Origin of the sequence: Nitratiruptor sp. YY08-26 (assembly GCF_016593215.1) — a bacterium.
Taxonomy (GTDB): Bacteria; Campylobacterota; Campylobacteria; order Campylobacterales; family Nitratiruptoraceae; genus Nitratiruptor; species Nitratiruptor tergarcus.
Map to the genome: position 1 here is coordinate 396,982 of NZ_AP023063.1, position 22,427 is coordinate 419,408.

General features: G+C 38.5%; 26 protein-coding genes. 20 read left to right on the plus strand and 6 right to left on the minus strand.

Annotation, left to right across the window (positions count from 1 at the left end; all coding sequences use genetic code 11):
* Positions 1-48 precede the first annotated feature (48 nt).
* From JG738_RS02260 to plsY, 4 genes are all read right to left on the minus strand, one after another.
* The gene (locus JG738_RS02260) at positions 49-1,302 is read right to left on the minus strand and encodes a HAMP domain-containing sensor histidine kinase (RefSeq protein ID WP_236583187.1); all 1,254 of its coding nucleotides are present in this window, start codon (positions 1,300-1,302) and stop codon (positions 49-51) included.
* A 26-nt stretch (positions 1,303-1,328) separates the two neighbouring features.
* Entirely contained in the window at positions 1,329-2,000 is a 672-nt protein-coding gene (gene hsrA, locus JG738_RS02265) for a homeostatic response regulator transcription factor HsrA (RefSeq protein ID WP_084275337.1), read from the minus strand.
* Between the two features lie 94 nt (positions 2,001-2,094).
* Entirely contained in the window at positions 2,095-2,427 is a 333-nt protein-coding gene (locus JG738_RS02270; protein WP_201338117.1) for a dihydroneopterin aldolase, read from the minus strand.
* Positions 2,427-3,056: a glycerol-3-phosphate 1-O-acyltransferase PlsY gene (gene plsY, locus JG738_RS02275; protein ID WP_201338118.1), complete on the minus strand. Its 630-nt coding sequence runs from the start codon at positions 3,054-3,056 to the stop codon at positions 2,427-2,429. The genes JG738_RS02270 and plsY overlap by 1 nt, the downstream gene beginning before the upstream one ends.
* Positions 3,057-3,129: 73 nt before the next feature.
* Here plsY and nadA point away from each other — a divergent pair, with 73 nt between their 5' ends.
* The 15 genes from nadA to JG738_RS02350 all read left to right on the plus strand — a co-directional run bounded on the left by nadA (position 3,130) and on the right by JG738_RS02350 (position 16,454).
* Positions 3,130-4,140 carry a quinolinate synthase NadA gene (gene nadA / locus JG738_RS02280; RefSeq protein ID WP_236583188.1) on the plus strand — a complete coding sequence of 337 codons (1,011 nt, stop codon included), beginning with the start codon at positions 3,130-3,132 and terminating at the stop codon, positions 4,138-4,140.
* Positions 4,140-4,958: a carboxylating nicotinate-nucleotide diphosphorylase gene (gene nadC, locus JG738_RS02285; protein WP_201338119.1), complete on the plus strand. Its 819-nt coding sequence runs from the start codon at positions 4,140-4,142 to the stop codon at positions 4,956-4,958. Before nadA ends, nadC begins: the two co-directional genes overlap by 1 nt.
* On the plus strand, positions 4,955-5,905 hold the full coding sequence (locus JG738_RS02290; RefSeq protein WP_201338120.1) for a bifunctional oligoribonuclease/PAP phosphatase NrnA: 951 nt from the start codon (positions 4,955-4,957) through the stop codon (positions 5,903-5,905). Before nadC ends, JG738_RS02290 begins: the two co-directional genes overlap by 4 nt.
* Positions 5,892-7,253 (plus strand): M23 family metallopeptidase, encoded by a 1,362-nt coding sequence (locus JG738_RS02295; protein WP_236583189.1) that lies wholly within the window; start codon positions 5,892-5,894, stop codon positions 7,251-7,253. Before JG738_RS02290 ends, JG738_RS02295 begins: the two co-directional genes overlap by 14 nt.
* 34 nt (positions 7,254-7,287) lie before the next feature.
* Complete coding sequence (gene lpxC / locus JG738_RS02300) at positions 7,288-8,184, plus strand: UDP-3-O-acyl-N-acetylglucosamine deacetylase (RefSeq protein WP_201338122.1); 897 nt, start codon at positions 7,288-7,290, stop codon at positions 8,182-8,184.
* Positions 8,159-8,641, plus strand: a complete 483-nt coding sequence (locus JG738_RS02305) for a hypothetical protein (RefSeq protein ID WP_201338124.1) — start codon at positions 8,159-8,161, stop codon at positions 8,639-8,641. Before lpxC ends, JG738_RS02305 begins: the two co-directional genes overlap by 26 nt.
* Positions 8,642-8,643: 2 nt before the next feature.
* Complete coding sequence (gene thrB, locus JG738_RS02310; RefSeq protein WP_201338126.1) at positions 8,644-9,525, plus strand: homoserine kinase; 882 nt, start codon at positions 8,644-8,646, stop codon at positions 9,523-9,525.
* Positions 9,526-9,594: 69 nt separating this feature from the next.
* The gene (locus JG738_RS10610; protein WP_197685297.1) at positions 9,595-9,813 is read left to right on the plus strand and encodes a DUF448 domain-containing protein; all 219 of its coding nucleotides are present in this window, start codon (positions 9,595-9,597) and stop codon (positions 9,811-9,813) included.
* Positions 9,806-12,355 carry a translation initiation factor IF-2 gene (infB, locus tag JG738_RS02320; RefSeq protein ID WP_201338128.1) on the plus strand — a complete coding sequence of 850 codons (2,550 nt, stop codon included), beginning with the start codon at positions 9,806-9,808 and terminating at the stop codon, positions 12,353-12,355. The genes JG738_RS10610 and infB overlap by 8 nt, the downstream gene beginning before the upstream one ends.
* Positions 12,356-12,363: 8 nt before the next feature.
* The gene (rbfA, locus tag JG738_RS02325) at positions 12,364-12,717 is read left to right on the plus strand and encodes a 30S ribosome-binding factor RbfA (protein ID WP_236583190.1); all 354 of its coding nucleotides are present in this window, start codon (positions 12,364-12,366) and stop codon (positions 12,715-12,717) included.
* Positions 12,714-13,142 (plus strand): ribosome maturation factor RimP, encoded by a 429-nt coding sequence (gene rimP, locus JG738_RS02330; RefSeq protein WP_201338130.1) that lies wholly within the window; start codon positions 12,714-12,716, stop codon positions 13,140-13,142. The genes rbfA and rimP overlap by 4 nt, the downstream gene beginning before the upstream one ends.
* 17 nt (positions 13,143-13,159) lie before the next feature.
* Positions 13,160-14,137 carry a bifunctional diaminohydroxyphosphoribosylaminopyrimidine deaminase/5-amino-6-(5-phosphoribosylamino)uracil reductase RibD gene (ribD, locus tag JG738_RS02335; RefSeq protein ID WP_236583191.1) on the plus strand — a complete coding sequence of 326 codons (978 nt, stop codon included), beginning with the start codon at positions 13,160-13,162 and terminating at the stop codon, positions 14,135-14,137.
* On the plus strand, positions 14,130-14,840 hold the full coding sequence (gene ubiE, locus JG738_RS02340; RefSeq protein WP_201338135.1) for a bifunctional demethylmenaquinone methyltransferase/2-methoxy-6-polyprenyl-1,4-benzoquinol methylase UbiE: 711 nt from the start codon (positions 14,130-14,132) through the stop codon (positions 14,838-14,840). The genes ribD and ubiE overlap by 8 nt, the downstream gene beginning before the upstream one ends.
* A 5-nt stretch (positions 14,841-14,845) precedes the next feature.
* On the plus strand, positions 14,846-16,090 hold the full coding sequence (gene xseA, locus JG738_RS02345; protein ID WP_201338137.1) for an exodeoxyribonuclease VII large subunit: 1,245 nt from the start codon (positions 14,846-14,848) through the stop codon (positions 16,088-16,090).
* Positions 16,068-16,454, plus strand: a complete 387-nt coding sequence (locus JG738_RS02350) for a gamma-glutamylcyclotransferase (RefSeq protein WP_236583192.1) — start codon at positions 16,068-16,070, stop codon at positions 16,452-16,454. Before xseA ends, JG738_RS02350 begins: the two co-directional genes overlap by 23 nt.
* Here JG738_RS02350 and sppA read toward each other — a convergent pair.
* Entirely contained in the window at positions 16,425-17,315 is an 891-nt protein-coding gene (gene sppA, locus JG738_RS02355) for a signal peptide peptidase SppA (protein ID WP_201338139.1), read from the minus strand. The genes JG738_RS02350 and sppA overlap by 30 nt on opposite strands.
* Positions 17,299-18,504, minus strand: a complete 1,206-nt coding sequence (locus JG738_RS02360; RefSeq protein ID WP_201338141.1) for a metal-dependent hydrolase — start codon at positions 18,502-18,504, stop codon at positions 17,299-17,301. The genes sppA and JG738_RS02360 overlap by 17 nt, the downstream gene beginning before the upstream one ends.
* Positions 18,505-18,568: 64 nt before the next feature.
* Here JG738_RS02360 and aroQ point away from each other — a divergent pair, with 64 nt between their 5' ends.
* From aroQ to mnmA, 5 genes are read left to right on the plus strand one after another with little or no spacing between them, the layout of a single operon-like run.
* Positions 18,569-19,057 carry a type II 3-dehydroquinate dehydratase gene (gene aroQ / locus JG738_RS02365; protein WP_201338143.1) on the plus strand — a complete coding sequence of 163 codons (489 nt, stop codon included), beginning with the start codon at positions 18,569-18,571 and terminating at the stop codon, positions 19,055-19,057.
* Between the two features lie 13 nt (positions 19,058-19,070).
* On the plus strand, positions 19,071-20,084 hold the full coding sequence (locus tag JG738_RS02370) for a M24 family metallopeptidase (protein ID WP_201338144.1): 1,014 nt from the start codon (positions 19,071-19,073) through the stop codon (positions 20,082-20,084).
* Positions 20,085-20,570 (plus strand): 2-amino-4-hydroxy-6-hydroxymethyldihydropteridine diphosphokinase, encoded by a 486-nt coding sequence (gene folK, locus JG738_RS02375; RefSeq protein WP_236583193.1) that lies wholly within the window; start codon positions 20,085-20,087, stop codon positions 20,568-20,570. It begins immediately after the preceding gene.
* Positions 20,567-21,373, plus strand: coding sequence for a P-loop NTPase (locus JG738_RS02380; RefSeq protein ID WP_201338146.1), 807 nt, complete (start codon positions 20,567-20,569; stop codon positions 21,371-21,373). Before folK ends, JG738_RS02380 begins: the two co-directional genes overlap by 4 nt.
* A gap of 9 nt (positions 21,374-21,382) precedes the next feature.
* On the plus strand, positions 21,383-22,399 hold the full coding sequence (gene mnmA, locus JG738_RS02385) for a tRNA 2-thiouridine(34) synthase MnmA (protein WP_236583195.1): 1,017 nt from the start codon (positions 21,383-21,385) through the stop codon (positions 22,397-22,399).
* Positions 22,400-22,427 lie beyond the last annotated feature (28 nt).

The window sequence follows — 22,427 nt, forward strand, 5'->3', positions numbered from 1 at the left end:
GTAATTTAGAGAGATTTATACAGAAGAAATGCTTAAAATAACTTTAAACTAACAGAGCGGACATGCCAGCTGTTTGGGGATAAAGAGAGTTGCGATAGCGCCCTTTTTATCTTTCCTATTGGTGATGGTGATAGTTGCTCCCATTGCATCTGCAGCACTTTTGGCTAAAAAGAGTCCTAATCCTACACCGCCCTGTTTTCCTTTACGTTTGAATGGTGCAAAGAGATCAATTGATGTATCTATCCCCGGTCCTTCATCGATAACTTCTATTTTTATACCTTTGGCTGTAGGGTAGCTTCTCAATGTTATGGTGCCATTTTCTTTTGTAAATTTAATAGCATTTTGCACAAAGTTTTGAATGATATGATTGAGAAGGGTTGGTTGAATTGTTGTGATATAAGTTTGGGGTTTGAGCTCTACTACAAACTTTTTCCCTTCGCTCTCTGCCAAAAGAGCATAGTTTTTACTCTTTTCTTTGAGATACTCAATGAGATCAAGTTTGACAGGAGGTTCGAACTGATCCCCTTCTTGACGACCTATTTTTAGTATGCTCTCAATCATTTTATTCATCTCATTTATTGTTTTTATGTTGAGTTTAATTGTCTCAATATACTCTTCGGGGGTTCTCTTTTTAATCAGTGTCACTTCATTTTTGAGTTTCATAACTGCTAAAGGGGTTTTGAGCTCATGTGCAATCCCTATAAAAAGCTCTTTTTGATACTTTATAAATGTCTGTATGCGATTGATGAGCATATTGATTGCCTGACCCAAAGGTTGAAACTCTTCTGGGAGATCTTTAATTTTTATAGGTTTGAGCATATGCTCATTCATTGTTGAGAGCTTTTTATTGAGATTGGTGATATATGTTGTAAGATAGCTAGCAAGAATTGCAGCATAGAGTATAATAAATGCAAAGGCTAAGGCATTGGTAAAAAGAATGATTTTATATATTTTATGTAGCATAGTATGAATGTTTGTTATATCTTTTTCTACTTTTAAAAAAGTCTGTTCTTTGAAGTTGTAGGGATAGAAAAGTACAAGAAAATATTTTCCATTTGTGTTAAATTCTTGAAATGTACTATCATTGATGAATTGCGGTTTTGGAATAACTGTAACAGATATATTGAGAGTCTTTTTGAGATAGAAATTATCTATCTTCTCTCCAATATGATAGTTTGTAACAGTCGTAGCTATGAATTGCGCTTGACGAAGGAGTTGCTCTTGTACCTCTTCATAGAGTGATTGCTTGATGAAGCTATATAAAAATGTTGAAAAGAGGGCGATGAGAATGGCCGAAGCCACTACTAATCGCCATAGAAGCTTGACCCTTAAGCTTTTCGTGGATAGCAAAAGCGGTAGCCTCTACGTCTAACAGTCTCGATTGTTTGGATGCCTAGAGGTTTGTCAAGCTTTTGTCGGATCTGATTGATTGCAACTTCAATGACATTTGGTGTGACAAGCTCTGGCTCTTCCCAGATTGCATCGAGTAACTGCTCTTTGGAGACAATTTGGTCTTTATGGCGTGCTAAGTGTGTCAGTACCTCAAAAGGTTTACCTTTGAGCTCAATCTCTTTATCTTTATAGAGGATTTTCTCCTCCTCAGGATTGATAATGAGCTCTTTGATTTCAATAATACTGCTACCGCCAAAGCGAAGGCGTGCTTCTATTCTAGCAACTAAAACATCAAAATCAAATGGCTTGCGTATATAGTCGTCTGCACCTGCACGCAAAGCCTCTATTTCGCTCTCTTTATCGTCGCGAGCACTCAGCACTATGACGATAGTTTTTGGATTGTCCTGTTTTACTTGTGAGACAAGTTCTAGTCCACTGCCATCAGGTAGCATCCAGTCAACAAGTATGAGATCGTAGTTTCTAATATCGAGATAGTATTGTGCATCTTTGAGACTTTCACTAATATCGCTTTGATAACCGAACTCTTTGAGTCCTTCTGCAAGCGTTTTATTGAGGGTTACCTCATCTTCTACTATCAAAATTCTCATTCACCGCCCCTTAGTCTATTTTAAGAATCCGGCAAAATTATAACACAATTTCAACTAGATTTAAACAAATTTTTAGCTTTTTTTAAAAAAATTTTTATTCAAATTTAAGAAAAAGCGATACGCTGGGAGTTGCGTTATGCAGAATTTGCGGTTTTTTTATGGCGATTGAGAGGTTTTTTATCTGGGGAAAAGACTCTTTTAGAAGATTTGCACATGAAATGAGTGCATCTTCAAGAAGCTCGAATTGCTCTTTTTGCATATGCTTTTTAATAAGATCTGCTACCTTTGCATAATCAACAAAACCTTGTGCATATTCATAGGTAAGCCAAAGATCGACGATGATCTTTTGCTGCATTTCACGCTCTTGTGGCAAGATACCTATAATTGCATAGAATTCAAGATCGCGCAAATCGATGCGAAACTCCATCAAGTTGCCACCTTGCCCTCTTTGCCTTGGATGAGACGTACGATATTGGGAAGATGCTTATAGACTATGATAAATGCCAAAAGGAGTAAAGGTGCATGGGATTTAACATAGGGAAGCTCGGGGTGGATAATAAAACTTGCAATTATCACTGCAATAAGTCCGCTCAGTGAAGCTAAAGAGGATATCTTTGTTGTTTTAGCTACAACTGCCCAGACTACAATGCCAATGAGCGTCTCTATAGGCAACAATACCAGCAAAACACCCATGCCAGTAGCAACGCCTTTGCCCCCTTCAAAGCGCAAAAAGATGCTATAGCAGTGACCAAGCACTGTCATAATCCCAACCATCCACCAAACTGCAGGAGGAAAACCTAAAAATTTTGCAATGAGAACTAATACAGTACCTTTGAGTGCATCAAAAACTACAGTAGCGATTGCCAGTTTTTTAGCAAGTTTTTCATCTTTTTGCTTGACTACACGCAATACATTTGTAGCCCCAATACTATGCGAACCACTCTTTTTGATATCTACTTTAGCAAAAATCTTTGCTAATATATAGCCAAAAGGTATGCCTCCAATCAAATATGCAGCAATATAAAAAAGCACATTTGGATTCGTTAAAAAATCCATTCACTCCCTTTGTGACAAAAATTTTTAATCAATTTTAGCTAAAATTACATAACGTTAGCCTAAAGGAGTCTTATTGAGTAGTATCGAAGCGTTGAAAAAGAGTATTGAAGAGCTAAAGAACGAACTCTCTGTCACAATTGTGGCGCACTACTATCAAAAAGATGAGGTATATGAGATTGCAGATATTACTGGTGATAGTTTAGAACTTGCAAAGAGGGCAAAAGAGAGCGATAGCGAGTGGGTCCTCTTTTGTGGTGTAGGATTTATGGGGCAAAGTGTCAAGATATTGGCTCCTCAAAAAAGAGTTGCAATGCCAAAAATTGCATGTTGTGCAATGGCACGAATGATAGATAGTACCTACTTTGATGAGTCGGTAGAGGCAATGGTAGAAGCTGGCATACCAAAAGAGGATATTTTACCTATAACATATATTAATAGTGGTGCTGAGGTAAAAGCAAAAGTAGGACAGATGGGCGGTGCTGTGTGTACGAGCAGTAGTGCTGTGAGCATTATCCAAAAGGCTATGGAGAGCAAAAAGAAGATTTTATTTGTACCTGATCGCTGCTTAGGGCAAAATGTTGCGCGAAAAATGGGGCTTAAAAGTGCTGTCATAGGGATTGATAAGCCGCAAGAGATAGCCCAAGCCGATATTATCTGCTATAACGGTTTTTGCTCAGTGCATCAGCTCTTTACCCTCAAAGATGTCGAGTTTTTTAGAAAAAAGTATCCTGGTATTAAAATAGCGGTGCATCCAGAGTGCGATCCAAGTGTGTGTGAAGTAGCCGATTTTGTTGGATCTACAAGCCAGATTATCAAATATGTACAATCTTTGCCTCTTGAGCAAAAAGTTGCAGTAGGCACGGAGTATAATCTTGTGCATAGACTGAGGTCAAAAAATACCTATGTCCTCTCATCTACAAAGCCAGAGTGTCCTACAATGAATGAGACGACTCTCGAAGATGTTTATAATACTCTTCTTGAGATCCAAAAAGGCAATCCTATAAATGAGATCCATGTAGATGAAGAGACAATTCATTGGGCAAAAGTGGCTCTTGAGAGAATGTTTGCGTATCTGGAGGCGTAATGGGAATAGAGGAGTTTGCAAAAGTTGTACTTGCTGAAGATATAGGAAGAGGCGATCTCTTTGAAAGAGTAGGGGAGTCACGACAGGCTGCTGCAAAAATTGTCGCAAAGAGTGAGGGTGTTTTAGCTGGGCAGCCTTATGCCGATGCAATTGCCACACAGCTTGGACTCAAGGTTTCATGGCAAAAAAATGATGGCGATGCATTTAGAGAGGGTGACATAATCGCTTATGTGTATGGAGAATCGATTGCTCTGTTAAAAGCTGAGCGTAGTCTTCTCAATACTATTTTGCATGCCTCTGGTATTGCAATAAAAGCGAGAGAGTTTGTGAGGCTCAGTGGTGGAAAAATCAAGGTTTTGGATACGAGAAAGACAAGGCCTGGGCTAAGGGTATTTGAAAAGTATGCAGCAAGAATAGGTGGAGTAATAAATCATAGAATGGGTCTAGATGACTGTTTGATGCTTAAAGATACCCACTTAGCTACAATAGAAGATCTTGGCTCCTTTGTGCAAAAAGCGCGCAAAGCGATTCCATTTACAGCAAAAATTGAGATAGAGTGTGAAAGTTTTGCAAGAGCAAAAGAGGCTATGGAAGCGGGAGCCGATATTATCATGTGTGATAATATGGAAATTGAAGAGATCAAAAAAGTTGTGGAGCTGCGTAACGAGCATTTTTCTCATGTTTTGATTGAAGCAAGTGGCAACATCACTCCTGCAAATATCAAAGAATATATCGATACTGGTATAGATGCTATAAGTAGTGGGAGTATTGTCCATCAAGCAGTATGGCCAGATATCTCTATGAAGATTGAGTTATGAAAGAGGCGTGGAAGAGAATAGAAGAAGCAACATATATCACTCTTCTTACCCATGTCAATCCAGATGCTGATACACTCGGTAGCGCTCTTGGGATGTATCATATCTTGCGTAAAATGGGAAAAAAACCGACAGTTGTGAATGTCACACCACTTCCTTACAATCTTGATTTTTTACCAGGATTTAAGGGTATAAAAAAGAGTTTACCACCTAAATCTGAGCTTCTTATAAGTTTTGATTGTGGGAGTTTTGATAGGCTGGGCATATCCAAAATGGAACTGCCTCTTATTAATTTCGATCATCACCGTACAAACACGCTGTATGGAGATTTTAATATTATCGATCCTAAAGCTGCTGCAACCTCTCAAGTGGTATATAAGTTTTTACAAGAGTGCGGTGTACAAATTTCGCAAGAGAGTGCACTTTGTTTTTATACTGCTTTAGTGGATGATACTGGCTTTTTCAAGTACGATAGTGTCAATGCAGATGTTTTTGCTTTTGCAAAAGAGCTCTGTGACATGGGGGTAGTTCCAGAGTTTGTAGCAAATCAGCTTACTATGCGAGAGCCTCTAGCGAAGCTTCGTTTACTTCCTCTTGTACTAGAAACGTTAACGTTAAGACTTAATGCAAAAGTTGCGATTTTATATCTTACCCAACAGATGCTCAAAACCACAGGAGCAACAAAAGAGATGGCTGATGATGCTTTGAATATGGCTAGAAGCCTTGTAACAGTTGAAGTGGCGATGCTTTTGCGCGAAGAGGAAAATGGTAATATCAAGGTATCGCTACGATCGAAAAATTTTATTGATGTTGGAAAAATTGCCCTCGTTTTTGGAGGGGGTGGCCACAAACGGGCTGCGGGGTTTACATCACCTTTAAACGATTTTAAAAAAGTAGAAGAAAAGATTTTAGACATATTAGTAAAGGAGTTAGATATTGAGAAGAAGTAAAAAGGGTTTATATCTTTTTATAGCAGTAGTGGCAATTATGGGGGGAGTGGCATATTTTATTTCTACATCAAAAGCATTTGAGAGAGAAAAACCAACGATTGCAATTTCCGATAAGATCTATTGGAACCTTAAAAAACCTATTCAAATAAAGCTTACAGATAATGAAGCTATTAAAGAGTATACAGTTGTCATAAGTAATGGAGAGCAAAAGAAAACACTTGAAAAGCAGATCCTTAACACTCCTAAAAAAGAGGTAGAACTCCAGCTTAAAGCACCTGCAGACATGGAGTTTCCTTCCAAAAAGGCTGAGCTTGAGATAGAGGTACGTGATAGAAGTTATTGGAACTATTTTTTGGGTAATAGTGCTAAGAAGAGTGTTAAAATTTATATTGATACAAAAAGACCTGAACTTACTCTCATTTCCAACTCCTATGCTATTTTAAAAGGTGGAAGTGCGCTTGTAGTTTTTGGATGTAAAGATGAAAATCTTAAAGAGTTTTATATTCAAACCAATTTTGGCAAAAAATTTTATGCTGAGCCTTTTTATAAAAAAGGTTACTACGCTGCACTCATTGCCTGGCCTTTATGGAAAAAGAGTTTTCGTGCTGATATTGTGGCATACGATAAAGCTGGCAATAGAGCAAAGATACATATACCCCTTTATTTAAAAAATAGGCGATACAAAAAGAGTATCATTCATCTTAAAAAGAGCTTTTTGGAAGGAAAAGTCTCAATTTTAGCAGAAGATTATCCGCAAACAGAAGGTATGGATCTCATAGAGAAATTTAAATTTGTCAATGAAACACTACGTGAGCAAAATGAGAAACTTATTCATACTCTCACATCTAAAGTGCCGCAAAAATTGTTGCAAAAATTTGTTTTAAAGCCATTCTACCCATTGAAAAATGCAGCACCAGTGGCTAGTTTTGGTACACATAGATACTACTATTATCATGGAAAGTTGGTCAGTGAGTCTTACCATCTTGGGCTTGATCTAGCAAGTATAAAAAGAGCTTCCATTAAGGCGAGTAATGCTGGAGATGTGGTTTTTGCAGACTATAACGGCATATATGGCAATATGCCAATCATATCTCATGGATTAGGGCTTTATACCCTTTATGGACACTGCTCAAGCATTTTAGTAAAAAAAGGCGAGCATGTACCAAGAGGCAAAACGATAGCTAAAACAGGAAATACTGGTCTGGCTTTAGGAGATCATCTCCACTTTGGTGTCTTGGTGCAAGGTATAGAGGTGCATCCTTCAGAATGGATGGATAAAAAATGGATTAAAGTTAACATTTCTGATATATTGCGTGATGCCAAAAAGATAATAGACACCACCAGATAATTTTGCTAAAATGGTAGTAAGATAAAGGATGGAGATGCAAGAGACTACAATCAAAAAAGCGGTAGAATTAGTCGGTATCGGGCTACATAGAGGAGTTCCTGTCAAAATGCGCTTAGAGCCTCTTGGCGCAGGAGAAGGAATTATATTTTATAGAAAAGATAAAAATCTCTATATTTCTCTCCATCCAGATAGCGTTGTCGATACAAAAATGGCTACTGTAATTGGAAAGAGGGATGTGAGTATCTCTACTATTGAGCATCTCATGAGTGCAGTATATAGCTATGGGATCGACAATCTCCTCATTATTTTGGATAATGATGAGGTTCCTATAATGGATGGAAGCGCAATGAGCTACTGCATGCTGCTTGATGAGGCTGGAATTGCTACACTCAACGCTTCTAAAAAAGTTTTAAAAATTACAAAAGAGATTGAGGTGAGAGAAGAAAATAAGTATGTGAAACTCAAACCTTCAAACTCTATGATTTTTGATTTTACCATCGATTTTTCTCATCCTGTAATTGGTAAAGAGTATTTACGATTTGAATTTAGCAAAAAAGCGTATCTTCAAGAGATTGCAAAAGCAAGAACATTTGGGTTTTTAAAAGAGGTGCAGTATCTGCGTAGTATTGGATTGGCACGAGGCGGAAGCTTGGAAAATGCTATTGTGCTTGATGAAAACAGAGTACTCAATCCAGAAGGTCTGCGCTATCCAGATGAGTTTGTAAGACATAAAGTTTTAGATGCAATAGGTGATCTCTCTTTGCTTGGTTGTCCGATTATGGGCGAGTATGAGGCGTATGCAGGAAGTCATGCACTCAACCACGCTTTGACAAAACAACTTCTTGCAAATCCTGATGCTTATGAAATAGTTGAAGCAAAAGGTACAAACGAAGAAGGATTTGTACTTGGGGCTGCCTACGCAAAAGAGTAATGTAGATATTGTCGTAGTTGGCCTCTCTTCACCACTCCTCGTTGGAGTTTATCAAGATGGTAAGCTCACAGAAACTATAGTCAAAGAGGAAAAAACTAGCGATATTTTGCCGCAAATTTTTAAAGATCTCTTGCAACGCTATACCATCAAGAGTGTCTACTTTGCAAGAGGCCCTGGAAGTTTTATGGCTATTAAACTTGTTTATATTTTCTTAAAGACTCTCCAAATTGCTCGCAATATTAGACTCTTTGGTTGTAGTGGATTTGCATTTAACAATCACCAGCCAATAAAAGCTGTAGGAAACCTCTATTTTGTAGAAGAAAATGGTAAAATTGTGACAAAAAAAATAGAGGGTGAAGTGGAAAGCAGTTTTCAATTGCCGCAAAATTTGCAAGATTTAGCGTGTAGTGAAGAAGAGACAAGTCCACTTTATGTTATCCCTGCGGTAAAGGCGTAGTATTGTTTATAAGTGTACCAGCAACAAGTGCAAATTTAGGGCCGGGATTTGATACACTGGGTGTAGCATTGGATTTGCGTAATGAAGTGAGTATAAAAAGAAGTAGATTTTTTAGTATCTCTATAAAGGGGGAGGGTTCAAAGAGTTTTCGCCTCAAAGGTAATAATATTTTTATCTCTATTTTTAATGAGCACTACCGTAATCTAGTAGATAAAAAAGAGAAATTTCGCTTTACTTTTTATAATAAAATACCTCTTTCACGGGGGCTTGGAAGTAGCTCAGCAGTTATTGTAAGTGCAATAGCTGCAGCTTATGCAATGGCTGGTATTCCTCTATCTTCTCAAAGATTGTTGAGTTTGGCTTTGAGCTATGAGCCACATCCCGATAATATAACTCCTGCTGTTATGGGAGGCTTCAATGCTGCTGTTGTTGAAAACAGTAGAGTGTATAGTATAAAAAAAGAGATGCCTCAAGATCTCAAAGCTGTTATTGTTATACCAAATAGGCCTATTTCCACTTCCCATTCACGCACCAAATTGCCCCGTAAGCTCTCTTTGAGTGATGCAGTTTTTAATATCTCTCATAGCTCTCTTCTTACTGCGGCTATATTTAATGAGGAGTGGGATCTGCTACGTATCGCCTCCAAAGACAAACTCCACCAAGATATCCGTATGCGTGCAATGCCAGAACTCTTTGAAGTACAAAAGCTAGCGTTGCAAAATGGGGCTTTGATGAGTACGCTCTCAGGCAGTGGTTCTACATTTTTCAATATGGTATATGCAGAAGATGCAAAACCTCTTGCATACAAATTGCAAAATAGATTTTCCAAATTTGCTATTAAAATTTTGGATTTTGACAATCAAGGGATCATAATAGAGGAGTGAGAATACTCCATCTATTTCTTTACGCATATTTTTTTGATATAATTAGTCCCAATGTCAAAGCCGATAAGAATGTGCATCAATTGTAGACAACGATTTTATCAAGACGAGCTCAGCAGACTTCGCTGTGAGGAGAAGAAGATATATGCCTATGGCGGAGTTGGCAGAAGCTTTTATATATGCAAATCCTGCCTAGAGGATAAAAACCTCTCTAAAAATCTCGCTCGAATCTGTAAAACAGATCCTGCCTCGGCTTTGAAAATGTTAAAGGAGATTATTGATAATGGATAAAGTGCGAATCCATGAGATAGCCAGTGAATTAGGCCTCAAAAGTAAAGATGTTTTAGATAAAGCCAAAGAGATGGGGCTTAAGGTACGCGGAGTACAAAGTACTGTAACCTTTGAGGAGGCTGAAAAACTTACTGAATATATTATGAGTGGTGCTCCAGTACAATCTGAAGAAAAAGCCCCTGTAACACCACAAAAAGAGCAACCAAAGCCAAAGCCCCAACCACAAGAGGAAAAAGCAAAAGTATCAAAAGAAGAGAAACCTCAAGAGGTTGCAGCTCCAGAGGCCAAGGAAGAAGAGAGTAAACCTAAAAAGCAAAAAGAAGAAACAGAAGAGAAAAAAGAGTCTCTTACTCCCCCTTCATTGAAAAAACGTCGGGGATTGGTAATTGTCAAGAAAAAACGAAAACCAGAGCCTGAAGTAAAAGAGGAGCAAAAAGAGCAAAAAAAAGAGCAGCCACAAGAGAGTGAAGGTCTTGAGCTAAAAAGAAAAGCGAAAAAAGCGAAAAAAGCTCCTGCTCCTGCAAAAAAACAGGAAGGCAAGAAAATAGAAATACTCGAAGATAGAGATTTGAGCGATGTGAGTTTGGAGTTGGAAGAAGAAGTTGTTGTACTGCCAGATTTTAGTGAAGAGCTCAACAAGGTAGAAGAGGAGCAAAAACAGACTAAAAAAACGCCGAGTAAGCAGGTAAAAGTCGCACGCAAAAGTTTTAATGTTGAGCAGACGGGAATAAGTAGATCTAAAAAGAAAAAGCGTAAGAAAAAAGAGACAAAGAGCGAGGGAGAAGTTAAAGTCGTTGAAATTCCAGAAGAGGTAAGAGTATACGAATTTGCTGAAAAGGCTGGCAAAAGTGTAGCAGATGTTATAAAAGTTCTTTTTAATCTTGGTATGATGGCTACAAAAAATGACTTTTTAGATAAAGAGACAATAGAGATCTTAGCAGAAGAGTTTGGGCTTGAAATTAAAGTCAAAGATGTACTTGAAGAACTCGATTATGTAAGTGCGTATGATGCGATTGAAGATAACTATTTAGAAGAGAGACCTCCTGTTATTACTATCATGGGACACGTGGATCACGGGAAGACCTCTTTGCTCGATTTTATCAGGCATTCGAAGATTGCTGAACGTGAGGCTGGCGGTATTACCCAGCATATTGGTGCATATATGATCCAAAAAGATGGCAAAAAGATTACATTTATAGATACACCTGGGCACGAAGCTTTTACCGAGATGCGTGCACGGGGAGCACAGGCTACAGACATTGCTATTATCGTTGTAGCTGCAGATGATGGCGTTAAACCTCAAACAGTAGAGGCTGTCAATCATGCTAAAAATGCAGATATCCCAATGATTGTAGCAGTCAATAAGATTGACAAACCAGATGCAAATCCTGATCTTGTAAAATCACAAATGGCAGAGCTTGGCATTACTCCTAGTGAGTGGGGTGGAGAGTATGAGTTTGTGAATGTCAGTGCAAAAACTGGTGAAGGTGTAGATGAACTCCTTGATACTATATTACTCCAAGCTGAGCTCATGGAGCTCAAGGCTAATCCAAAGCGTGAAGCAAAAGCTATTGTCATTGAGAGCTCTTTGGAAAAAGGGCGTGGACCGGTAGCGACAGTTATTGTGAAAAATGGAACATTGAAAGTTGGCGATCATGTGGTATGCGGTGTGGCATATGGGCGTGTAAGAGCGATTATTGATGATTTAGGGAAAATGGTAAAAATGAGAACCCCAAGTGAGCCAGGTATGGTGGTAGGACTTGATAAAGTACCGCCTGCAGGGGAAATTATGATAGCTGTCAAAGATGCTGAGACAGCAAGAATGTATGCAGAGCGCAGAGCAGAGTATGAAAGACAAAAAGAGCTCTCCAAAACTACAAAAGTAACACTTGAAGAGCTTAGCCAACTTGTCAAAGAGGGACAGCTCAAAAAGCTACCTGTTATTATTAAAGCTGATACGCAAGGAAGTTTGGAGGCTATTAAAGGAAGTCTTGATAAACTCAAAAACGAAGAGGTAAAAGTCGATGTTATTCACTCAGGAGTAGGGGCTATTAGTGAGAGTGATGTAACGTTAGCAGATGCGAGTGAAAATGCTGTGATACTTGGCTTTAATGTAAGACCTACTGGAAGTGTAAAAGAGAAAGCAAAGCAGCTTGGTGTCACTATTAAAACATATTCCATTATTTACGATCTACTTGATGATGTCAAAGCATTACTAAGCGGTATGCTCTCACCTGTGATTCGCGAAGAGTCTATTGGACAAGCAGAAGTAAGAGAGACTTTTAATGTACCAAAAGTAGGTACAGTTGCAGGATGTTTGGTCACAGATGGAATAATTGAGAGAAATGCAAAAGCGCGAGTAATTCGAGATGGCGTTGTTATTTATGATAGTAAGATTAGTTCACTCAAACGTTTTAAAGAGGATGTAAAAGAGGTGAGCAAAGGGTATGAGTGCGGTATGATGATAGAGAATTTCAATGATATCAAGCCAGGCGATGTTATTGAAGCCTATAAAGAGATCGAGGAAGCAGCAACGCTGTAGGAGTAAATGTGAAACCAAGTGAAATAAAAAGAAAGCGCCAAGCATCGCTACTGCGAGAGCTTATTAGTGAAGCAGTTGGGCAGTTAGATGATGAGCGGTTGCATGGTATTACTGTGACAGAAGTTGATGTAAAAAAGGGTGGATACGATGCAGATGTCTATATAGATAAATCATTTTATTCACCTGAGGAGCAAAAAGAGATTCTCAAAGCCCTTAAAAAAGCAGCACCTCTTTTGCAAAGTTACTGCTTAGAGATGAGTGGTTGGTTTAAATGCCCAAAATTCCATTTTAAATTTGATGAGCTTCTAGAACAGCAGAAGAAAATCGAAGATCTCTTTGCAAAGATAAAGGAAGAGAAGTGAGTCTTGAGCAAGATATAAAAAATATCGTAGAATCATGTGGAGCAAAACTCTATGATATTGAGACAGTAAGCGAGAGGGGCAAGACGATTTACCGGGTAACAATTACAGATAAAGAGGGTGTGAGCCTTGATAAATGTGTCCAGATCTCGCAACTCATTTCTCCACTGCTCGATGTTCATCCTCCAGTACAGGGTGATTACAATCTTGAGGTAAGCTCTCCGGGAATTGAGAGAAAACTCAAAAAGCTTTCTCATTTTGAAAATTCTATTGGAGAGAAGGTACGTATCACTACAATTGATGGAGAAGTTTACGAAGGAGAACTTGTAGGGGTAGAAGACAAAAAGATTATGCTACAAACCTCTCAAGGCAAAATAAGTATTGATTTTGATAATATCTCCAGTGCAAAGACCTATTTTGAATGGTAAATTTCGATAACTTCTACATGCAGGCAGCACTCGATGAAGCCTGGAAATTTCAAGGATTAACATACCCTAATCCTGCCGTGGGTGCAGTAGTTGTCAAAGATGGGAGGCTTCTTAGCATTGCAGCACACCAACAAGCAGGTGCTCCCCATGCTGAAGTGTTGGCTATCAAAGATGCCTACTACGCTTTGACAAAAGATGAGGAGATACTTCCTATAAATGAGTCTTTGCATCTCCACAACTACTTATTAAAAAATGCAGGCGAGCTCTTTAGAGACGCTACGATGTATGTAACGCTAGAGCCCTGCTTTCACTATGGAAAAACTCCTCCTTGCTCACTATTGATTAAAAATCTTGGATTTAAAAGAATTGTTATTGCAATTTTAGATCCAAACAAAAAGGCTACAGGTGGTGCACGCTATCTCAAAGAGAGTGGTTTGGAGGTAGTGGTAGGTGTTAAAGAGCAAGAAGCAAAAGATCTTCTTGAGCCTTTTATTCGCTGGAGTAAAAGTAGATTCATCTTTTTTAAATTTGCCCAAACAATCAATGGAAATTTAACAGCTGGAACTATTAGTAATATTCAATCACGTGAGATAGTGCACCAGTTGCGTAATAAAATAGACCTCCTTGTGATAGGGGGAAATACCGTGAGAAAAGATAGGCCTATTTTGGATAGCCGCCTTGTTCAAGGACGTGCTCCTGATGTTCTTATCTACTCTAAAAAAACAGAGTTTGATGCAAAGATTCCTCTTTTTAAAGTTCCAAAGAGAGAAGTATTTATAGAAGATAGTTTGGAAAGAGTAAAAGAGTATAAATTCATTATGGTAGAAGGGGGCGAAGGGATGCTTAAAGCCACAAGAGCGCTAGTAGATTGGTATATGATCTTCATTGCTCCCAAATCTTTGGAAAAACCAAATTATGCTTTTAATAAGAAGTTACGTTTTTTACATACACAAAACATAGGGGATGATCTCCTTATATGGAGTAAGAATGGATAAGCAGAAAAAAATAGTTTCAATGTTTGACGATATTGCAAAAAGTTATGATATTGCAAATAGGATTCTTAGTTTTGGCAGTGATATTGTATGGCGCAAGAGAGCCTGCAAGAGGGCATTTGAGATCTATAATAATGATAGCATAGAGCGTATTGTAGATGTGGCGTGTGGGACTGGCGATATGCTTGGGTTTTGGGAGCAGACGGCTCGCAAAAAAGGGATTGGTGTAGATGATTTTGTTGGAGTAGATCCTTCTGAGGGAATGCTTGAAGTAGCAAAAGAGAAGTTTCCACACTTTTCCTACGTAGTTGCATTTGCACAAGAACTTCCTCTCCCAAATGAGGCAGCGGAATTTGTCAGTATCACCTATGGTATTAGAAATGTGGTAGAGCGCAAAGAGGCAATTGATGAGTTTTATCGCATTTTAAAGCCGGGGGGAGTGCTTGTTATCTTAGAATTTACCAAACGGCGCAAGCAAAATCTCATGGATAACATTGTCGAGTTTTATATGAAAAATATCTTACCAAGGGTAGGAGGCATGGTATCAGGAAACAAAGATGCCTATGAGTATCTTCCAAACTCCATTGATAGCTTTTTGACTACAGAACAGCTTATTGAAGAGCTGGAAGCTGCAGGGTTTGCTATGGAGTATGTGAAAGCCTTCTCTTTTGGGATCTCTACACTCTTTATTGCTAAAAAAGTATAAGCTCCATGCAGGTTTTAACTGTTTCCCAGCTTAATGAGCAGATAAAATCGCTTTTAGAGTCTCACTTTCTTGAAGTGTATGTAGAAGGAGAAGTGAGCAGACCTACATACCATACCAGCGGACACCTCTACTTTAGTCTCAAAGATGAAAAAAGCGTCATTCGTTGTGTTATGTTTCGTAGTGATCTGCGCAGTGTACCTTTTAGGGTAGAGGAGGGGCAAAAGCTCATCCTCAAAGGCCGCATCGGAATCTACACACCAAGAGGAGAGTATCAACTCTATGCAAAAGAGCTACATCCAGCAGGTGTAGGGTCGTTACAGATAGCTTTCGAGCAACTCAAAAAAAAGCTTGAAGCAAAGGACTATTTTGCAAAGCAACGCCCAATTCCAGATTTTGTAAAAACTATTGCAATCGTTACCTCTGCTACTGGTGCAGCGTTGCAAGATATGCTCCGCATTATTGATAAACGCTGGCCTTTAGTGAAGGTATATATCGTAAATTCCTTGGTACAGGGGAAAGAGGCAGCACAAGATCTTGCTCACTCCATCGAGATAGCAGACTCTCTTGGGGCCGATGTTATGATAGTAGGACGGGGTGGGGGAAGTATTGAAGATCTGTGGTGCTTCAATGAAGAGATAGTTGCTGAAGCAATTTACAAAGCAAAAACTCCCGTTGTCTCTGCAGTAGGGCATGAGATCGATTATGTTATTAGTGATTTTGTTGCAGATCTGCGTGCTCCAACGCCTAGTGCAGCCATTGAGAGGATTTTGCCAGACAAAGAGGAGATTCTACTCTATCTTGATACACTTATAGATAGGATGCACAAACGTATGCAAAGCATTGTAGGACTCAAAGAGCAAGAACTTCGCCATATACAGCAGTCCATGGCACAACTCTCTCCTCATAGAAGACTAGAGCTTTATAGGCAACAAATTGTAAATCTTAGCCAGGGTTTTTCACAGGCTCTGCGCATAAGTTTACAAACCAAAGAGCAAGAGATCCCTAGACTCTTGCAAGCATTGCACAATAGTTTAGCAATGCAATTGCAGGCAAAAACAAATGAGTTAATACTGTTACAGCAAAAGATGGAGATGGCATATAGAGCAAAGGAGCTACCAAAAGGGAGTGCACAAGTAGTAAAGAATGGCAAACCTGTTATGCTATCTGATCTTAAGATAGGTGATGAGGTGCAGCTTCAAGATCTTCACTATCGCGTAGGTGTAAAAGTTGAGAGCAAGGATGCGCTATAAACTCTTTGTTTATGGTACACTCAAAAAAGGACTATGCAATCATTTCTATTTACATGGAGCAACCTTTTTGGGCGAGGCAACAACATTGCAAGCTTATCCCCTCATTGCTCCAAAGAGATGGTATCCTTATCTAATTGATAAGCCAGGTAAGGGAAAGCGCATTAGAGGAGAGCTCTATCTCTTAGAGCTAGCAACACTCAAGCAGATTGATAGACTCGAGGAGCATCCACGCTACTATAAAAGAAAAGTTATCAAAATTTTAGTAAATGGAAAGAGGCAAGAGGCTTTTACTTACTTCTATGCCTCTTTTATACCCTATTGGGAGTTTACTTTTTTAGAAGAGTTTCCCTCCAAAGAGGAGTGAGAGAAGTTTGCTACTTGTCTCACTTGTGACGCGTTTGAGCATTTTTTCAAATTCGCTTGGCTTTTTCCATACAGCTTTTTTTACATTTGCTAATTTTTCTACTGCTTTTTTCGCTTCATACTGTGTGCCAACTGCATCAATGAGGCCAACCTCTTTAGCTCCATAGGCGGTAAATATATGTGCATCCGCCCACTCAGAAGTTTTATTGAGATCAAGCCCTCTTGCTTTTGCTACATCTGTAGTGAACATCTTGTATGTATTAGAAATTACCTTTTTTAACTCCTCCTTTTCAAGCTCACTCCATTTGCGAAAAGGTGTGCCTACCTCTTTATATTTTCCAGCTTTCACAACTTGAGGCTCTATACCGATTTTATCAAGAAGCTTTTGCAGATTAGGTGCTTCAAAAATAACACCAATAGATCCGATAGTGCTTCCAGGATTTGCTATGATTTTATTTGCCCAGATGCTTGCATAGTAGCTTCCACTTGCCATTGTACCTACTGCATAGGCTACTACAGGTTTTTTTTCTCGTAGTCTCTTAATTGCATAACTAATTTCAACTGATGGTGCAACTGCACCTCCTGGAGAGTTGACTACAAAAAGCACACCTTTAATATTCTCATCTTGTGCCTCTTCAATCTGTTCTAAGACTGTTTTTGCATCTAAAATTGCACCATCAAGTGAGATCTCCATGAGATTTGGTTGAGAGATCTGCTCTTTTTGCATCACTCCAAAAAGCAGCAGTACAATGAGCAAAAAGATGATTGCTTTGAAATACTTTTGAATGAAATCAAGTGTAGCCGTAATAGGTAAAAAGAGTATTTTTAGAGGGTTTGTTTTGTTGTTAGAGTTCTGTTCCATCTATGAATACCTTTCGAGGAAGTTGTGTATGCAAAATAATATGCAAATATATCTCTTCACGAGCTCGTAAATCATCTGGAATATCGACAATTTGAAAATTTGCTGGTAGGCCTGGAGCGATTTTACCACCAGGAAATCCAAGAACTTCATGGCTAAAATCAGTAGATTTTACTATAAGATCTTTTGCAAAAGTGACTGCATTCTTATGGGAATGCATAAAAAGAGCTGCACGCATCTCCTCATACATATTGAGTGAATAATTAGAACTTAGCCCATCTGTAGCGAGAGTATAAGGATTGTGCAGCGTATCGATATCGAGTACTCCATTGCCAAGGAGTCTGTTAGAGATAGGGCAGTGGATAATAGTAGCATCAAAATCTTTAATGAGTTCGCGCTCTTTGTCTGTTGTATGGATCATATGCACAAAAAGTGTGCGCAAATTTTGGAAAAGCTGTAAAAATCGCATTGGCTCATTTGCTGGTGTGCTTTGGCCTAAAAGCTCTTTGAAAAATTTTTTGAATGGACCAGTAGCATGATCAAGCCACTCTCTCTCAGCACGGCTTTCAGCGTAGTGTACACTGACAAATGCATTGTCACGTCTTGCTATTTCCAAAGCTTTTTTTGCCAAGATATAGTGCACAGAGTAGGGAGAGTGAATAGCGATGCCCGCTTTGAATGTAGGTGATTCAAGTTTTTTGCTCCGCGTGTAGCGCTCAATAAATGAGGTATACATTACATCTGCAGCTGCTGGATTGGAGCCTATTATTTCATTAAAAAAGTGTACTCTAAGTGGTGAGGTGGCACACAGTTCCATCTCTTCACCATAGCTGCTAATTTCGCCTATTGTGCTTGTACCGGAGTGCAAAATCTGTTTTATTGCTTCTTCTAAACAATTTTCCTCGCAGCGAGGAAGAAGATCTTCTCTATGCTCAATGACGCTATAGAGCCAAACGAGAAAATCCCCATAACTCAGCGTTGCTCTATTTGCACTAAACTCCAAATGCACATGGGGATTGGCAAAAGTAGGGAGGAGTGCGGCATTTCCGTAGTCATGAATCTCTGCATTGGGAAACTGTACGCGCAGTTTTTCTAAAGGAGCAATCGCTATAATCTCTTTATCATAGGCAATAGCCATATCTTGCTCTATAGTATGTGGAGTGAGGAGATATTTCGCATAAGCTATTTGCAATAAAAACTCCTTTAGCTAAAAGTTGTTATAATCATAACCAAAATTTTAACAAAAGGATATTTGTATGAAAGTAATGGTGATCCAAGGTCCAAATCTTAATATGTTGGGTATTAGAGAGCAGCAGATTTATGGTCCAATGAAACTTGAAGAGATCCATACGCAGATGAAGGCTTTTGCTGATGCAAATGGTATGGATATTGAGTTTTTCCAATCAAATCTTGAAGGTGAAATTGTTGATAAAATTCAAGAGTGTTTAGGTGATGCAGATGGTATCATTATCAATGCAGGAGCATATACTCACACCTCTATTGCTATTCGTGATGCAATTGCAGCAGTACAGCTTCCTACAATCGAAGTACATCTTAGCAATGTCTATCGAAGAGAAGAGTTTCGTCAAAAGAGTATGATAGCTCCTGTTTGTGCTGGAGTGATTACCGGTTTTGGTCCATTTAGTTACCACCTTGCTATGGTAGCAATGAATCAAATTTTTCAAGAGATTAAAGCGATAAAAGCGCAACAGCAAGCACAGCAACAAGCACAACAGCAGTCCTAAGGAGGAGATCCTTTTGGACTGTATATATAAAGATGAAAATGCTGTCTACTATGAGGTAGGTTTTAGTTGTGATAATGAGCTGCTTTTGTGTCTTGGAAGTGAAAAGTTTTTTATCACAGATGCACGCTATATGATCGAAGCACAAGAGCATATTAAAAATGCTGCCGTTATAGAAGCGCGCGATCTCTACAAAGCTGCCCGGGAAATTCTTCGCAAAAGTGCATGCAAAAAACTCTTTTATGATCCCAATGAGTTTAACTGTGCACAACTGGAGAGTTTGCGCAAACTCCCCCTCCACCTTACTCCCAAGCCCAATCTCTCTTGGCAAAAGCGTATTATAAAAAGTGAAGAGGAGATAGCTCTTATCCAAAAATCTGCACAGCTCAATGCTTTGGCATTTGATGCATTTGCAAAGACTCTACAAAAAAGTGAAGGTAAAAAAGAGAAGTTCCTCCACTGGGAAGCCAAGACAGTTTTAACTTATCATGGAGAATATGATCTAAGTTTCGATCCTATTGTTGCAATTAATGAGAATGCTGCCAAACCCCATGCTTTACCAAGTGACAAGGTACTGCACAGAGGGGATTTGATTCTTTTTGATGCTGGTATCAAATATAAGCGCTACTGCTCTGATCGTACACGTACAAGTTATTATGAAGAGAATATAACTTTTGAAAAAGTTCAGAAGTTTTCTAACCCTAAAATCCAAAAAGCTTACGATATAGTAAGAAAAGCGCAAGAAAAAGCGATAAGTGCCGCTAGAAGCGGAATGAGAGCAAAAGATCTTGATAAAATTGCTAGAGAAATTATCGATAGAAGTGAATTTAAGGGATATTTTGTTCACTCATTGGGGCATGGAGTAGGATTAGATATTCATGAGATGCCTTTTATCAATGCGCGTAATGAGCAGATTTTAGAAGATGGTATGGTCTTTACTATAGAGCCAGGTATCTATATTCCAGGGGAGTTTGGTATACGTATTGAAGATATGGTGGTACTGCGCAATGGACGAGCAGAGGTTTTATAGTTGAGAAAGAGTATCAGTGAAGATTTGCAGCTCTTTTTTACCGGAGGATTTCCTGCTGTATTACAGACAAAATGCTATAATAATTTTGCTATTTTAGGTATTGGTGGTAATATTGGCAATGTGAAAAGAAGATTCAAAAAGCTTCTGCTTTTTCTCCAATCTAATCCTAAAATCAGACCAATTGCAACAGCTCCAATTCTTAAAAATCCACCTTTTGGGTATATTGAACAAGCCGATTTTTATAACTCTATCATTGCAGTAGATACTACATTTTCTCCACAAGAGCTCCTTCGTTATGCTTTATATATTGAAAAACGTTTTAAAAGGGAGCGTACTTTTAAAAATGCTCCCCGTACACTTGATGTAGATATTATCTTTTTTGAAGACAAAATAGTAAACAAAAAAGATCTCTTCATTCCTCATCCCTTTTGGAGCGAGCGTGAATCGGTTATAATTCCTCTAAAATTTTTGTTGGAGTTTGGATGAGGTTTGTAACGATTACCAGTGGCAAAGGGGGTGTTGGTAAAAGTACTTTGGCTGCTAATATATCCTATCTTTTATCGATTTATGGATATAAAACAGCAATTTTTGATGCAGATGTGGGTTTAGCCAACCAAGATATAATATTCAATGTAAAACCGCAAAATACAATTTTAGATGTTTTAAAAGGTGATGCAAATTTTGAAGATATAGTTGTGCAGCTCAATAACAACCTCTATCTTATACCAGGTGAGAATGGGGAGGAGATCTTTCAGTACAAAAATAGTGATATTTTGGAGAAGTTTTTTGCTGGAGTAGAGAAATTTAACGATTTTGATTTTTTAATAATTGATACTGGAGCTGGGATAGGAGAGTATGTACAAAGCTTTATTAAAGCAGCTACAGATACGATAGTTGTGACCATTCCAGATCCTTCAGCTATAATGGATGCTTATTCTATGATAAAATATACTCTCAAAGTAAAAAGTGAAATTTATCTTGTTGTTAATCGTACTAAAAGTGCAAAAGAGGCGCATGAGATTTTTGTAAAGTTAGAGAGTGTGGCAAAAAAGCACATCGATCCCAATGCACACATAGAGTTTTTGGGATATGTGGAAAAGAGCAACTTAATCGAAGAGGCATCAAAAAGACGCGAGATTGTTGTGCAATCTTATGCTTCATCGATTCCAGCAATTGAAATTGCCAATATAGTCAAAAAACTGACAAACTCTTTGACAAAAGATGGAGAACATATCAAAGAGACACCAAATATTGCTATATTTTTTAAAAGGCTTTTGCAACAAATTTGAGGAGAAAGGGTGAAAAAGGTACTACTAGCTATGAGTGGGGGAGTGGATAGCTCCTTTACTGCTACTTTGCTACAAAAAGAGGGTTATGAGGTTGTTGGGGTATATTTTAAGTTTCATCCCCATGAAGAGTATCATGAAAAAAATATTCAAAATATAAAGCAGGTAGCTAAACTGCTAGAGATTGAATACTATATAGAAGATCGTATGCAGGAGTTTCAAGAGCGCGTATATAAGCCCTTCGTTGATGGCTATATTGCAGGACTTACGCCAAATCCTTGTGCACTGTGCAATCGCGTTATGAAATTTACTGAGCTCATTGCTTTTGCAGATAAGCTGGGAATAGAGCATGTAGCTACAGGACACTATGCAATTACCGATGGAAAATTTATCTATGAAGGAGTAGATAAAACAAAAGATCAGAGCTATTTTCTTTTTAATCTCAAAAGAGAGTTTTTACCACGTATCCTCTTTCCTTTGGGTAAACGCCTCAAAGAGGATGTGAAAAAAGAGGCTCTGCAAATCCCACTTTTGCGTTCTATTGCAGAGCAAAAAGAGAGTAGCGAGATCTGCTTTGTACAAAACAGCTACATAGATGTACTCAAAGAGCATACGCAAGTAGATATGCCAGGTGTAGTAGTTAATAAGCGCGGTAAAGTGATAGGTGAGCATAAAGGGTATATGCACTATACTATAGGAAAGCGTAAAGGATTTCGCATCCATGGTGCCCACGAGCCACACTATGTAGTAGATATGATTCCCCAAAAAAATATTATAGTTGTTGGTAAAAAAGAGGATCTTGCCAAGAAACGCATTGTTTTGCGTGGGCTCAATATGTTTATAGATAAAAAAGAGTTTGATTGTTTTATAAAAGTGCGATACCGCACCCATAAAGTTCCCTGTCATGTCAAAATAGATGAGAATGTAGCTTTAGTAGAATTAGAAGAGCCTGTCTATGGAGTAGCAAAAGGGCAGGCCGGGGTCTTTTATGAGGGAGAAAAAGTCATAGGTGGCGGATGGATAGTTTAGCTATAATTACAACAAAAAGTTATGGGAG